We start from the raw sequence: 14,487 nt of genomic DNA, 5'->3' as shown, positions 1-14,487 counted from the left end.
AAGGACTTCCTCCGAAGTACCTTAAATCCAGGTGTTTTATGAAAATCTCACGCAGCGCTGCTTCACAGCCACTCACTGAAGTCATCCAAATTGAAATGGAAACGGCAGACTACCTGTCAGAATTTGAAAGTGAACTGCGAAAGTACCGGCAAAAAGCTGCCTTTAAAGGTTTCCGCAAAGGCAAAACGCCAATGGGTTTTGTGAAAAAAATGGTCGGCAAGTCCCTGATGGCCGAGGTAGTACACAAAAAACTGGAAGCCTCCCTCTACGAATACCTGGAAACCGAAAAACTTGACCTCCTGGGCCAGCCGATCCCTACGGAAAGAGAAAAAGAAAACCATCTGGACGTCAACGCTCCCCAGAAACTGGAATATGAATTTGAGATCGGCCTGGCACCGACCTTTGAAATTCAGGGTATCAAAGGTCAGGATGCTTACAGCAAATACCGCGTCAGCATCCCGGCATCAGAGGTGGATGCGGAATTAACCCGCGTACGCAAACAGCTTGGGCAATATGCCGAAGTCCAGGAAGGTATTGAGGACGATGATATTCTCGAAATTGAAGCAAAAGAACTGGATGGCGAAACGCTAAAGGAAAAAGGCTGGGAAACCGCCTTTTCTACCTTTGTTTCTGACCTCAACGATGATCGACGCGAAAAAGTCAAGTCCCTGAAACTGAATGACACATTCCGTTTTGACATCTACGAGCTGGAGAAAGACAAAGACGAGAAATACGTTCGCAAATACCTGCTCAACCTGGATGAAGATGAAGACAAGAATATCGGCCACTTCTTTGAAGGCAAGATCGTCAAGATCAAGCGGCAGGAGCTGGCTGACCTGGACAAGGATTTCTTTGACAAAGCATTTCCCGGGCAGGAAATAGCAACCGAGGAAGAAGCCAGGGCTTTCATCGAAAAATCCATCAGTGGCATGTACGACCGGCAGGCAGAAGCCTTATTGTTCCGGGACATCCAGGATCGCTTACTGGAAAACAACACGCCAGAAATGCCCGATGCCTTCCTGAGAAGATGGCTACTGGTTACCAATGAAAACCTGACCCAGCAACAAATCGATGACGAATTTGATGGGTTTCGCAAGAACCTGATCTGGACCATCATCCGTAATCGCCTGATCAAAGGTTTTGACCTGAAAGTGGAAGCCGACGAGATTCGCAACCAGTTCCGCCAGCAGATCCGCGGATATTTTTCAGGATACGACCCCGGTGAAGAGTTCATGGATCGTATGGTGAATCAGATGATGAGTGAGCGCAAGCAGGTCGAAAAAGTTTACGATGATCTGCTCTACGATAAATTGTTTGAAAAACTTGCAGAAGAGATCACTGTAACCGAGAAGTCCATCGAAAAAGATGCTTTCCTGAAGATCATGGAAGAAGCTCGCCAGGCAGCTAATGCCAATCAGCTGCAAGCGCTGGCTGAAGAGGAAGAATAAGGACTGGCTTCTTCTATCCAGGCGGCATTTTATTCGCCGATCTTTTCCAGCGATGGTGATTCATTAAATCTTTTGACGTGTATCTTTGTTTATCCACTGTTAATACACGATCTAAAAAGGAGTATAATATGTTTCCGAAAGATGAATTTATGCGGTATGCTACCAAGCACCTGGGCATGAACTCCATGCACCTGGAGCATTACATGCAGGCATCCGCACCGCAAATTACCGGCTTTACCCCACAGGTTATTGAGGAGCGCCAGCTGAATATTGTCGGCATGGATGTCTTCTCCCGGTTGATGATGGATCGCATCATCTTCATGGGGGTTCCGGTCAACGATTATGTAGCCAATGTCGTTCAGGCACAGCTGCTGTTTCTCGAATCAACGGATCCGAAACGCGATGTCCAGATGTTCATCAACAGCCCTGGCGGCTCGGTCATCGCCGGCATGGGCATCTATGACACCATGCAATATGTGGCTCCGGACATCGGAACCATCTGCGTTGGACTTGCCGCCTCCATGGGCGCGGTCCTGCTCTGTGCAGGGACTAAAGGAAAACGAACCTGCCTGAAACACGCCCGGGTGATGATTCACCAGCCATCGGGAGGCATGCAGGGTCAGTTTACCGACATGGAGATTTCATACAACCTGATTAAATCCATGAAAAAAGAGTTGTACGAGATTATGGCGAATCATACCGGACAGCCCTACGATAAGATCGAGGAGGATTGTGACCGGGACAACTGGATGACAGCTACCGAAGCCAAAGAATACGGATTGGTTGACGAAGTGCTCATCCGTACTTCGGATGCCAAATAATTATTTTTTTTGGTATCCAATTTGCATCGCTAAAAGGGTTAAAGAGGCCTGACGACACGCTTTAACCCTTTTTTGTAACTATCTTTAATCCTTTGACGTTATGCTTGTGGTTATCCGATCGATGCCACATGCTTAAAGAAACCTCATGAAAGGAAGTAATGAAAACTACCGGTGTTCATTTTGCGGACGGGATAAAAACGAAGCCCTGATCCTGATCGCCGGAATCGATGGCCATATCTGTGAGATCTGTGTGGACCAGGCCAAAGAGATCATTGAAGAAGAACTTCATCTGAACCGGAAGTCCGGAGCTAGCAAATACCGCCTTCCGGATAAGGTAACCCCACAGCAAATCAAAGATCATCTGGACCAATATGTCATCGGTCAGGATGATGCTAAAAAATACCTGTCGGTCGCCGTTTACAACCATTATAAACGGCTCAAACAAAATACCGAAATGAACGATGTGGAGATTGAAAAATCCAACATCCTCTTCATCGGCCATACCGGTACCGGAAAGACCTTACTGGCACGCACCATAGCCAAATTTCTGAAAGTACCCTTTGCCATCGTTGACGCGACCGTCTTCACCGAAGCCGGGTATGTTGGCGAAGATGTCGAATCCATGCTCAGCCGCCTCCTCCAGGCCTGCAACTATGATGTTGAATCGGCAGAGAAAGGCATTGTCTATATCGACGAGATTGACAAGATCGCCCGTAAGACCGATAACCCTTCAATCACCCGCGATGTCTCGGGAGAAGGGGTACAACAGGCCCTGCTGAAGATGCTGGAAGGAACTGAGGTCAACGTACCTCCCCAGGGTGGACGCAAACACCCGGAGCAAAAACTGATCTCGGTAAACACCCAAAACATTCTTTTCATCTGCGGAGGCGCCTTTGATGGTATCGAAAAGATCATCGCACGCCGGCTGAATACGCAGGTGATCGGGTTTTCCGTCGAAGAAAAAGAACGCATCGATCGCGACAATCTGCTGCAATACGTCAACCATCAGGATCTTAAATCGTACGGACTGATCCCGGAATTGATCGGCCGCCTGCCGGTGCTGACCTTCCTGGAACCGCTGGACAAAGAGGCCCTGATGCGCATCCTTACCGAGCCTAAGAATTCTCTGGTCAAGCAGTACATCAAATTATTTGCCCTGGAGAATATTGAACTGGAAATCGCTCCGGATGCACTGGACTTCATAGCTGAGAAAGCCCTGGATTTTAAATTGGGAGCCCGGGGACTGAGGTCGATCTGCGAAGCCATCATGACGGATGCCATGTACGATCTTCCCGGCCGCAAGGATGTTCCGAAGCTGGTGATTGACCGTGCCTATGCCGAAGAAAAATTGCGTGGCTCGAAGCTCAGTAAATTGCGGGCAGCCTGATATCAGGGCTTTCTTCCGGCTCAATCTCTATATCTCTTGCGTTCTGCCAGGAGCATTCGTTTTGCTTCACTACGAATTCTATACCATGATTTGGGTTTAACTTCACGTCCTGAGGATTTCACGCAATATTTTTGCTAACCTTGTGTGTTATTGAGCAGTCATGGTTAAATATCTTTATTTGTTACTGGATGCATTTACCCTGATCTATCCCCTGCTATCCAGTTTTGAACCACGTCTGCATTTTGTATCCAAATTGGGGGCCTTGTTCCTTGGTATTTTCTGGATGGTTCTGCTGTTCATTCCCTGGGATATCCTTTTTACCCTGAGTGGTGTATGGGGATTCAACAGTACCTTCCTTACCGGACTGAAAATACTACACCTTCCGATAGAGGAATGGCTATTTTTTATTTCAGTACCCTATGCCTGCATGTTTATTTACGAAGCTGTGGTTTATTTTATCCCCTCCCAGCCCCTGTTGAAAATCAGCAAGCTGCTATCCATCTTGCTGGGTATCTCATTGTGTATCCTCGGATGTTTTTTTTACGATCGCTGGTATACCAGCCTCACATTCGTTGCCGCCGGCCTTGGATTGCTACTGCATACGCTGTGGATCAAACAAGAATATATGGGCCATTTCTACCTCGCATACCTGTTTTGGCTCATTCCGTTCTTTTTAGTCAATGGAATTCTTACCGGAAGTTATCTGCCCCAGCCTATCGTCTGGTACAACGATTCGGAAAATCTGGGAATACGTCTGACATCCATTCCAATTGAGGATACCGTTTACCTGCTGTTAATGATGCTCATCGTCACCACTGTTTATGAAAACAAACTGAAGCGATTTCTACTGCCTAAAGCAGAACCCGCACCCGCCTCGGAGTCGGATTAGCGTTTGATTTGTACGATTCTTCCCGACAATTGGGTTAAATTTGCTGGATTTCTGACACGGCCCGTATGCTGGTTTCACTGTACATCAAGAATTATGCGATCATCAAAGAACTGCAGGTGCAGTTTTCTCCGAATCTGAATGTGATCACCGGAGAAACAGGAGCCGGTAAATCCATCCTGATGGGCGCCTTAGGACTTCTGCTGGGCGACCGTGCCGATACCAAATCCTTGTTTGATCCGGCAGAACGATGTGTCATCGAGGGTACCTTTATCATCGACAACGATTCTATCGCCGATGTCCTGCAGGAACTAGGCCTGGAAGATCAGCACCAGCTGGTCATCCGCCGCGAATTAACACCCCAGGGGAAAACCCGTGCTTTCATTAATGATGCTCTGGTCAATCTTTCCGAATTAAGGGGACTCAGTGATCTACTGGTGGATGTACATGCCCAGTTCGACACGCTGGAGATCAACGAGCAGCCCAAGCAACTGGAATTGCTCGATGCCTATGCCGGTATCCTTGATCAGGTCCACCACTACCGCACCATCTACCGTACTTATCTGCAGGAACGCAACCGGTTGCAATTTCTTCGCGATGAAGCCGGGACCAGGCAAAAAGAACTGGATTTCTGGCAATTCCAACTAGCCGAGCTAACCGAGTTGCAGATCGAAGCCGGTGAAGAAATTCAACTGGAACAGGAGCAGGAAGCCTTAAGCCATGCAGAAGAAATCCGGCAGCGTACCGGCGAAGCAGCAGAAATCGTCCTGAACGGCTCTTCCAGCCTGGTGGATCAGCTGAACAGCATCGCCCAAAGCCTGCGCGGACTCTATGGAAAACACCCCATGATCGAAGGATTGAATACCCGGCTGGAACAGACGTCCATTGAACTGGCCGATCTGGCTGAAGAATGGACAGCCATCAGCGAAAAAAGTGAGTTTGACCCTGAACGTTACCAGGAGATCCAGGAACGTCTGGGTGAGTTGTACCGGCTGTTTCGCAAACATCAGGTCCAGCAATCCGCTGACCTCCTGGCCATCCAGCACCAACTGCAATCCGATATTGATCACCTCACGAACGCCGATGAAGAAATTGAAGCCCTGGCCAGGAAAGTTACCCTGCAGGAACAGGAATGTATGACACTGGGTAAAAAGCTTCATGATCAGAGGCAGAAAGCCATCCCGGGGCTGCAGGATGAAGTAGTCCGGGGACTCCATGAATTGGCAATGGATGCGGCTCAGTTCAAGATCGACCTCACGGCAGTCAGCCAGCTACAGACGGATGGCATCGATACCATCGAGCTCCTGTTTTCTGCCAACAAAGGCAGCCGGTTACTCCCCATCAAACGGGTAGCATCGGGTGGTGAACTCAGCCGGCTAAATCTGGTCCTGAAATCCCTGGTTGCCTCCAAAATGACCATGCCTACACTCATTTTTGATGAGATCGATACCGGTATTTCGGGCTTTGTCTCAGACCGGATGGGCGTCATGATGCGTGCCCTGGCTCAAAAACATCAAATCCTGTGCATCACCCACGCCCCTCAGATTGCTTCCAAGGGCGACCATCATTACTTTGTCTTTAAAGAGGAAAAAGCAAACCGTACCGAAACAAACGTAAAATTGCTTGGACCGGATGAGCGGATTACGGAACTTGCCATCATGTTAAGTACCAATCCACCCACCACCAGTGCCCTGGCTAATGCCCGGGAATTATTAGCGAATCACACAAATTGACCGAATTATGAGTTACGGATTATTAGCCGGAAAAAAAGGAATTGTTTTTGGCGCCCTGGATGAGCAGTCCATTGCCTGGAAAGTTGCCGAACAAGCAGTTGCCGAAGGCGCTCAAATCGTATTGACCAATGCCCCGGTAGCGATGCGATTTGGTAAAATTCATGAATTGGGGGAAAAGTTGAACGCACCGGTCATCGCTGCCGATGCCACCTCCATGGAAGACCTGAAAAAATTGCTGGAACAGTCCATCGCACACTTCGGAGGATCAATTGACTTTATCCTGCATTCGATAGGCATGTCTCTGAATGTCCGTAAGAACAAAGCTTATACAGACCTGAATCACGAATGGATGTTAAAAACTTTTGACATCTCCGCCGTTTCCTTCCACAAATTAATGCAGGTCGCCTATCAGCTGGATGCTGTAAAAGACTGGGGATCCATCGTTGCCCTGACTTACATAGCTGCTCAAAGGGTCTTTCCGGATTACAATGAAATGGCTGAATCAAAGGCACTGCTAGAGTCCTTTGCCCGAAGCTTTGGGTACCATTATGGCGTGAAAAACAAGGTGCGCGTCAATACCATCTCTCAGTCGCCCACCTGGACTACCGCCGGCAGTGGGGTGAAAGGATTCAAGACCTTCTTTGACTATGCCGACACCATGTCTCCGCTCGGCAATGCGACGGCTGAAGAATGTGCCAACTTTTGTGTCTTTATGTTCTCTGACCTGAGTCGCAAGATTACCATGCAGAATCTGTATCACGATGGTGGGTATTCTTCTATGGGAATAAATCCTACGGTTTTTAATGAAGAATAACCCGGTATAGACGTTATACCAAGAAATTCAATCGATGCGTCAATGGTTATTGGTCTTTTCGATCCTATGCTCCGGATGGGTTGTCCTCCGCGGGCAGGTTCGTCCGGACATTGATAGACGCCCTCCCTCCGACCGGACTCCGGTGGTGGATACCCTGCAGGATTCTGTTCAGGTTATCGACGAAATAGATACCGTCCGGTTACAATACTTTTATCAGAATGATCCTTTCGTCTTGTATCCGGTCACCGATACCGCCTTGTATCCGGACTTTAATCAGTACGACCCAACCCGCCGGAGTCTTTACCAATATGCCCATTTGGGTAACCTGGGCTCTCCTGCACGGCCTTTGCTGTGGCAACTCCAGCGAACGACGGGATTTGATCTGGGCATCCATGCGTACGATCTATATCAGCTCGATCACACCTCCTTACGATCCTACATTGTCGGCAAACCACTGAGTGATCTTTCCTTCTCACAAGGGGCAACCCAGGAACAAAGCCTGCTACATGCATTATTCAGCAGGAATTTCAGCAAAGGCATTCACCTGGATGTCGATTTTACCCGCATCAACCAAAATGGATTGTACATCAACCAGGCTGTCAGAGGCAGTTTTCTGCAGAGTACGTTCTGGTTCAAACATCCGAATGGCCGTTACCAGGGATTCCTGAATTATGTGCTGAATAACATCAATTCCCAGGAAAATGGTGGGCTTCCCGACTTGTCCCTTTTTGGCACCGAACGAAGTAGCAATAAACAAATATTCCCGGTAAACCTGAACGATGCCACCGCCCAGGATCGTGATCAGGCTATTGAGTTCAAGCAGTTCCTCCGATTGAATGGAGACAGTCTGAAAGGTCCTTCCTGGACCTCGGACCTGCAGGCTAATTTGTATTATACGGCACGCAGAGCTACTTTCTTCGATCGTAATTATACGGACTTCGACTATTATTCACCCTGGGACCTGGTAGGGCGGGATACCATAAGCCGGTATGTACGAGATCGCTGCATCGGATTGAATGCCTACTATTGGTTACAGCATCCGGACTCGATACCATTGCATTCCTGGCGATTGAAAGCTGGGATAGAATACGATCTGCATCATTTGATTCAGGACACCACCGGCTCCTCCACCGGTCTTCATGTGTTTGCCCTGGCCGGATTGATCCAGATCCCTTTCACCCATACCACTACCTTACAGGGTGAAGGCAAGTTGTATTCCGGGAGCAGGACGGGAGACCTGCATCTGGAGGGCACCCTGACACAACAGCTGGCAAAAGGACAATTTTTCAGGGCCACTGCCGGCCTGAACCGCTATCATGCATCTTACCTTGAAGACCAACTATTCATTTCAGACACCCTTGCCTGGAACTATGACTGGAAGTCGCAATCCGCCCTGTATACCCATGTAGCTATTGACATTCCGAAATTTCACTTCCTCGTTCAGGGAAGCGCTTACCGCCTGGGAAACTGGCTGTACTACAACGACATGAATACACCATCCGCAGGTGGTGCAGTCCAGATCTGGCAACTGGAAGTACGGAAGGACTTTAACCTCGGTGCTTTCCACACTTACCATCAGGTGGCGATGCAAAATACCAACAAACCGGATGTTGTGCCTATCCCCGTCTGGGTGATGCGTCATGGCATGTATGTTGAATCGGATTTATTTAAGAAACACCTGCATTTTCAGCTGGGAGTCGATGGCAGATGGCAATCAGTCTATACTCCCCCATCCTATTCACCCCTCACCGGTCAGTTCTTCAATCAAACTGCCTATAGCTCTCCAAGGCAACCCTGGCTGGAGGCGTTTTTCCAGTTTGAAATCAAATCATTGCGAGGGTTTATCAAATACGAAAATTTGTGGAATATTTGGTCAGATGACCCTTACTACCAGCACCCGCTGTATCCGTATTTTGATGCAGGCTTACGATTTGGCATCCGCTGGATATTGAGAAACTAGAGCTCGTAATTAGGCTTGAGACGGCCTTTATCTTCCTGGTAGAAATTGTTGATGATACCAACCACCTCTTCGATATCATCGGTCACGGGTATCAAATCCAGGTCCTGTGGTTTGATGTTCTGTTCTGTCTCCATCATGGTTGACTTGATCCATGCTTTCAAACCGGACCAGAACTGAACCCCCACCAGCACCACCGGTACATTGGTGATTTTTTTGGTCTGGATTAATGTGACCACTTCAAATAATTCATCCATGGTACCAAATCCGCCGGGAAGGACGACAAATGCCTGGGCATACTTAACGAACATCACTTTACGAACAAAGAAGTAGCGGTGATTCAGATTTTTATCGTCATCGATGAATGGGTTGTGATTTTGTTCGAAGGGCAGGTTAATATTCAATCCTACGGATACTCCTCCTCGCAAATACGCACCTTTATTCGCGGCCTCCATGATCCCGGGGCCTCCACCGGTGATGATTCCATAACCCTCCTCGGTCAGCCGCTCGGCAATTTCTACCGCCTTCTGATAATAAGGGTGGTCCGGCTGGGTACGTGCAGATCCAAAGATGGAAACGCAGGGACCAATGCGATTCAGAGACTCAAAACCATCCACCAACTCGGCGATCACCTTGAACATGGTCCAGGAGTTCTCTCCCTTCATGGTGGTCCACTGGCGCATGGTTCTTTTGGGGCGTGATTTTTCCAGCGATTCTGACATTATTGACTCGTTTAAGGGTAGCACAAGGTAATCAACGGAGGGACAGACACAATTGTTTTGCCGTAACCTCCATAAAAAAGCCGGCGGTTGCCGGCTTGGATTTTATTGTATTTCAGCTACATCCCGAAAGGACTCGTATTCCTTTTCGATGTAAGCCTTAACATCCTGCAGAGATTTGAAGCTGCGGAATAGTTCGTGAACCTGCCGCGTTGGCCCCTGATCTGCCGGGAAGACGTAATTCATTACATCTTTGGCCGTGATCTCATTCTCGCCCAGGATTATCAGGCGTTCGACCACGTTCCGCAATTCACGAATATTCCCGGACCAATGCATGCTCTGAAGTTCATTCAGCGCTTTATCGGTAAATGCTTTGGCCGGAATTCCATAATCCGCACAGATCATCTCACTGAAATGATTGACCAATAACGGGATATCTTCTTTCCGCTGATCCAGTGCCGGGACATCAATGATGATCACGGCAAGACGATGGTAAAGGTCCTCACGGAATCTGCCCTTTTCAATTTCTTTGCGCAGATCTTTATTGGTAGCGGCCACGACTCTCACATCAACTTTGATCTCCCGATCTCCGCCAACCCGTACAATTTTATATTCCTGCAGGGCCCGCAGCACCTTTGCCTGTGCCGAAAGGCTCATATCTCCTATCTCATCCAAAAACAGTGTTCCTCCGTTGGCCTGTTCAAATTTACCAATCCGCTGTTTGATCGCAGAAGTGAAGGCTCCTTTCTCGTGGCCGAATAATTCGGACTCGATGAGTTCAGAAGGTATTGCTGCACAATTGACCTCTACGATGGGGTTTTCCCTCCGGTGACTCTTCTCGTGGACCCAGCGCGCCACCAATTCTTTGCCAGTTCCATTCTGGCCGGTTACGAGGATACGGGCTTCGGTAGGCGCTACCCGGTCGATGGTCTCTTTGATCATGGTGATGGGTTCAGAGTCACCAATGATCTCCTGCACTTTGCTTTTCGCTACTTTATGCTGTAATACACGTTGCTGTGATATCAGGCTGCTGCGATCCATTGCATTACGCAGCGTGATAAGCATCCGGTTAAGATCCGGTGGTTTGGATATGAAGTCAAAAGCGCCTTTTTTGACAGCTTCGACGGCAGTATCGATGGTGGCATGACCGGAAATCATGACCACCGGGGTGTCCGGACTGATCACCTGAATGCGATCCAGGGCTTCCATACCATCCAGGTTGGGCATTTTGATGTCCAGTAAGATGACGTCGTAACTGTTTTGTTTGACTTTGGTAAGACAGTCAAGCCCGTCGATAGCCTCATCAACGGTGTACTTTTCAAATTCCAGGATCTCTTTTAGTGTTCTTCGGATGCTTTTCTCATCATCAACGATTAGTATTCGAGCCATATTCACCTCTTTTCTTCTTTCAATGTATCGGTCAAATATACATTAAAATTATTTTTAATAAGTAATAAGCTGTAATTAATCTTATTACATGTAATAAATTAATCACATGTAAGATTATTCAAAAATTATGCCTGTTTTGAAGAATAGTGGTCAGAACTCCGCGGACGGGAACTTTCGCAGCTGATTATCAATCATTTCCCAAATGCCGCAGCGCCATATAGGCCATCAACCCTGAGCTGATTTCAAAGGCTTTCTCATCCACATCAAATGTGGTGGAATGCACGGGAGAAGTAATATTCCTGGATTTATTACCCGTACCCAGCCGGTAAAAACAGGCGGGAATCACCTGTGAATAATAGGAAAAGTCCTCTGCGGACATCCGGGGCTCCAACCGGACAACTTTATCTTTCCCGAGAAAATCACCTGCGAATCCGACGGAAGCCGCCGTCAGTTTTTCATCGTTAATCAGGTACGGATAACCTATCTGCAGATCAATATCACAGGCGCCACCCATGCTTGCACAGATGTTTTGCACCGTGGTACGTATCCATTCGTGCGCTTCACGACGCCACTCCTCATTCATGGTTCGAAATGTCCCCTCCAGCCGTACGGTATTGGGGATGATGTTATTGGCACCCCCAGCCGACTGAATTTTACCAAAGGATAATACCGATGGAACCAATGGATCACTTTTCCGGGCCACCACCTGCTGAAGACCGGTGAGTACATGTGCTGACATCAGAACCGGATCGATACAGTCCTGAGGCACTGCACCGTGTCCCCCCTTACCTATGAGCGTAATATAGATCTCATCACAGGATGCCATATACATACCTTCCCGGAAACCAACCATTCCGGCTTCAAGCGGCGGATGCACGTGCTGCCCCAGTATACCCTGAGGGACCGGATTGGTCAGGACACCTTCCTTGATCAGCAGGGATGCTCCCCCTGGCAGCTTTTCTTCTGCCGGCTGAAAAATAAGGCGCACCGTGCCCGCAAAATGTTCCCGGATATCCTGTAGGATAGCTGCGACACCCAGCAGCGAAGAAGTGTGCACATCATGTCCGCAGGCATGCATGACACCTGGATTTTGAGAGCGATAGGGCACTTCATTTTCTTCCAGGATCGGCAGGGCATCGATATCCGCCCGCAAAGCCATAAATCCTTTACCGGGCTTAGCGCCCTGGATTTCAGCGACAACGCCATGTTCTGCCCATCCGGCGGTAAAGGGTATACCGAGGTCCCGGAGCCGATCCTGGATATATCTTCCGGTCGCCTGTTCCTGAAAGGATAATTCAGGGTGCATATGCAGGTGTCGCCGGTCCTTAATCACCGATTCCAGATGTTGTTCGGAAGCCTTTTTTATATGATGTATCAGACGGTGCTCAGTCATTTCCTAAATTTTGAAATCCACGAAAAATGATTTCGATATCCATCCAAATATCGAACTCTTTCGCATAAAGTGAATTGATCTTATGCAGGGTATCCGGCTGGGTTGCCCTTTCTGCGTACTTGAAGGTAGGTGAGAGAATACCCTGACGGAGTGGCGGTAGGTGCCTGATCAGGGGGTCTCCCTTGGCATATCCGACCCAGGTTTTATACCCCCGGATTACCTGCCACCAATTAGCTGCCAGGCCACGCTTATTTTTAACATTCCAAACCACCACCGGGGACACCACCAGTAAAAGTAAAGCAACGCCCAGATCCAACAATCTTTTCTGTACGAGGAAATGAGGAATTTGCAGGTTTTGCTGCAGATCATAGGTGATAAGTTCTCCCCGTGTGTCCTTGGATGAACTGCCAATGATGCTTAAGGCAGTTTCATTAGCCATTTTATAATGGATATCCGGCCCCAGGATTGTCATCCATTGGGTTATGGCCGAAACAGATATTTCGGGCGACGAGAAAATGATCTCATCGACATGCCGGCTACGGCACAGGTCCGGCAATACGGATAAGTCTCTAAAATTCTCCGCATCCGGATCAGGATCTTCCGGATCGATGTAACCCACCCACTGGAAAGGCTGTTTCAGATACTCCAGCAGGTCCAGTAATCGCTGGCTCGTCTGTTTGCTGCCAATGATCAGGATCCGTCTGAGAGGCAAAGGATGCAGTCGCATCCCTTTCACAGCCATCCATTTGATCAGCCAGTAAAGCAATGCCCATGCCGATGATGCCAGTAGCAAAACCCGCGATGGACGCCAGGTATCCGGCAATAGTGCATAGATGATCAACAAACTGATGACCGCCCAGAACCACCCGTGCAGCCATTTCCAGATTTCCACAATCCGGCGGTATCCACCCAAAAGTGCGTGGTAAAGAATGAAAAGCGCCGCATATGCAGGGACCTGTATGTAATTATAACTTGCAGGATAGTAGGTATCAGAGTATTTGATCGACTCCCAACCTTCCTTTAAAAGGTAGAAGCCTGCCATCAGCAGGAAGGCATCCACTAAAACCCGGCCAATGATCCGTAAATAAGGCGTTATAAATGCCCAACCGGCCTGGGAATAGATCCCCAGCCGTAACAGCCACACGTACCATCTCGCCTGCCGTCCAAAATATTTATTGGCAAAAATCACCATCGCCTGATAAAAGATGCGGATGTATTTCAGACTCCCTTTCCGCATCGACTCCCCTTTATAGTGAATAATGGATGTCGAAGCCAGATAATGGAGGCTAAATCCGGCCTGGGTAATCCGGTAAGACCAGTCGATATCTTCTCCATACATAAAAAAACGCTCATCCAGCAAACCAGCTTTGTTGATCGCTTCACGGCGAACCATCATAAATGCACCACACAAAACATCCACTTCCTGATCCTTATGCTCATCCAGGTAGCCCAGGTAATAGCGGTTGAACAGCTTTGATCGCGGGAATAGTGAAGCCAGTCCGGAAAACCTGCAGAAAGCGACGAAAGGCGTAGGCAATCCACGTTTGGATTCCGGGAGAAATTTTCCGGAGCCATCGATCATCCGAACGCCCACTGCCCCGGCGGACGGATGTGAACGGAGAAATTCAACACAGTTGTACAGGGTATTCTCCTGCAACACGGTGTCCGGATTCAGCAACAACACCAAATCTCCTGTCGATGCCATTATACCCTGATTATTGGCGCGGGCAAATCCTGCATTTTCAGTGTTGGCGATGCATTGAACCTGTGGAAACCTGGCGTGAACCATAGCCATCGAGTCATCCGAAGAAGCATTATCGACTACAATGATCTCAGTGGTTAAGTTTTGGGATGCCGCGATAACTGAATTGAGGCATTGTTCCAGGAAATACCGGACATTGTAATTGACAATAACAATGCTAAGGACTGGAACCTCCATG

At 48.4% G+C, this 14,487-nt stretch carries 11 protein-coding genes; 7 read left to right on the top strand and 4 right to left on the bottom strand.

Going from position 1 to position 14,487, the window contains the following annotated elements; genetic code table 11:
- Positions 1-38: 38 nt before the first annotated feature.
- From H6570_18750 to H6570_18720, 7 genes are all read left to right on the top strand, one after another.
- Positions 39-1,448: a hypothetical protein gene (locus tag H6570_18750; protein ID MCB9321326.1), complete on the top strand. Its 1,410-nt coding sequence runs from the start codon at positions 39-41 to the stop codon at positions 1,446-1,448.
- A 128-nt stretch (positions 1,449-1,576) separates the two neighbouring features.
- The gene (locus H6570_18745; GenBank protein ID MCB9321325.1) at positions 1,577-2,269 is read left to right on the top strand and encodes an ATP-dependent Clp protease proteolytic subunit; all 693 of its coding nucleotides are present in this window, start codon (positions 1,577-1,579) and stop codon (positions 2,267-2,269) included.
- 145 nt (positions 2,270-2,414) lie between these two features.
- Positions 2,415-3,656: an ATP-dependent Clp protease ATP-binding subunit ClpX gene (clpX, locus tag H6570_18740; GenBank protein ID MCB9321324.1), complete on the top strand. Its 1,242-nt coding sequence runs from the start codon at positions 2,415-2,417 to the stop codon at positions 3,654-3,656.
- A 160-nt stretch (positions 3,657-3,816) separates the two neighbouring features.
- Positions 3,817-4,545 carry a lycopene cyclase domain-containing protein gene (locus tag H6570_18735; GenBank protein ID MCB9321323.1) on the top strand — a complete coding sequence of 243 codons (729 nt, stop codon included), beginning with the start codon at positions 3,817-3,819 and terminating at the stop codon, positions 4,543-4,545.
- A 65-nt stretch (positions 4,546-4,610) separates the two neighbouring features.
- On the top strand, positions 4,611-6,275 hold the full coding sequence (gene recN / locus H6570_18730) for a DNA repair protein RecN (GenBank protein ID MCB9321322.1): 1,665 nt from the start codon (positions 4,611-4,613) through the stop codon (positions 6,273-6,275).
- 7 nt (positions 6,276-6,282) lie between these two features.
- On the top strand, positions 6,283-7,089 hold the full coding sequence (locus H6570_18725) for an SDR family oxidoreductase (GenBank protein MCB9321321.1): 807 nt from the start codon (positions 6,283-6,285) through the stop codon (positions 7,087-7,089).
- 34 nt (positions 7,090-7,123) lie between these two features.
- A complete protein-coding gene (locus H6570_18720; protein ID MCB9321320.1) occupies positions 7,124-9,049 on the top strand; it encodes a hypothetical protein in 1,926 nt (641 codons plus the stop codon).
- Here the strand turns inward: H6570_18720 and H6570_18715 are convergent.
- The 4 genes from H6570_18715 to H6570_18700 all read right to left on the bottom strand — a co-directional run bounded on the left by H6570_18715 (position 9,046) and on the right by H6570_18700 (position 14,486).
- The gene (locus tag H6570_18715) at positions 9,046-9,768 is read right to left on the bottom strand and encodes a TIGR00730 family Rossman fold protein (protein ID MCB9321319.1); all 723 of its coding nucleotides are present in this window, start codon (positions 9,766-9,768) and stop codon (positions 9,046-9,048) included. The genes H6570_18720 and H6570_18715 overlap by 4 nt on opposite strands.
- A gap of 102 nt (positions 9,769-9,870) precedes the next feature.
- Entirely contained in the window at positions 9,871-11,154 is a 1,284-nt protein-coding gene (locus H6570_18710; protein MCB9321318.1) for a sigma-54-dependent Fis family transcriptional regulator, read from the bottom strand.
- A 187-nt stretch (positions 11,155-11,341) separates the two neighbouring features.
- On the bottom strand, positions 11,342-12,547 hold the full coding sequence (locus H6570_18705; GenBank protein MCB9321317.1) for an amidohydrolase: 1,206 nt from the start codon (positions 12,545-12,547) through the stop codon (positions 11,342-11,344).
- Entirely contained in the window at positions 12,540-14,486 is a 1,947-nt protein-coding gene (locus H6570_18700) for a glycosyltransferase (GenBank protein ID MCB9321316.1), read from the bottom strand. The genes H6570_18705 and H6570_18700 overlap by 8 nt, the downstream gene beginning before the upstream one ends.
- Between the last annotated feature and the right edge of the window lies 1 nt (position 14,487).

It is taken from the genome of Lewinellaceae bacterium (assembly GCA_020636135.1).
Classification (GTDB): Bacteria; Bacteroidota; Bacteroidia; order Chitinophagales; family Saprospiraceae; genus JAGQXC01.
The sequence above is the reverse complement of the archived record's forward strand: the minus strand, read 5'-3'. Positions and strand labels throughout refer to the sequence as shown.

Bases quoted from the DNA above. Each gene is read 5' to 3' on its own strand.
- H6570_18710 (MCB9321318.1), bottom strand. From the start codon at position 11,154: ATGGCTCGAATACTAATCGTTGATGATGAGAAAAGCATCCGAAGAACA.
- clpX (MCB9321324.1), top strand. From the start codon at position 2,415: ATGAAAGGAAGTAATGAAAACTACCGGTGTTCATTTTGCGGACGGGAT.
- H6570_18735 (MCB9321323.1), top strand. From the start codon at position 3,817: ATGGTTAAATATCTTTATTTGTTACTGGATGCATTTACCCTGATCTAT.
- H6570_18700 (MCB9321316.1), bottom strand. From the start codon at position 14,486: ATGGAGGTTCCAGTCCTTAGCATTGTTATTGTCAATTACAATGTCCGG.
- H6570_18715 (MCB9321319.1), bottom strand. From the start codon at position 9,768: ATGTCAGAATCGCTGGAAAAATCACGCCCCAAAAGAACCATGCGCCAG.
- recN (MCB9321322.1), top strand. From the start codon at position 4,611: ATGCTGGTTTCACTGTACATCAAGAATTATGCGATCATCAAAGAACTG.
- H6570_18725 (MCB9321321.1), top strand. From the start codon at position 6,283: ATGAGTTACGGATTATTAGCCGGAAAAAAAGGAATTGTTTTTGGCGCC.
- H6570_18750 (MCB9321326.1), top strand. From the start codon at position 39: ATGAAAATCTCACGCAGCGCTGCTTCACAGCCACTCACTGAAGTCATC.
- H6570_18720 (MCB9321320.1), top strand. From the start codon at position 7,124: ATGCGTCAATGGTTATTGGTCTTTTCGATCCTATGCTCCGGATGGGTT.
- H6570_18705 (MCB9321317.1), bottom strand. From the start codon at position 12,547: ATGACTGAGCACCGTCTGATACATCATATAAAAAAGGCTTCCGAACAA.
- H6570_18745 (MCB9321325.1), top strand. From the start codon at position 1,577: ATGTTTCCGAAAGATGAATTTATGCGGTATGCTACCAAGCACCTGGGC.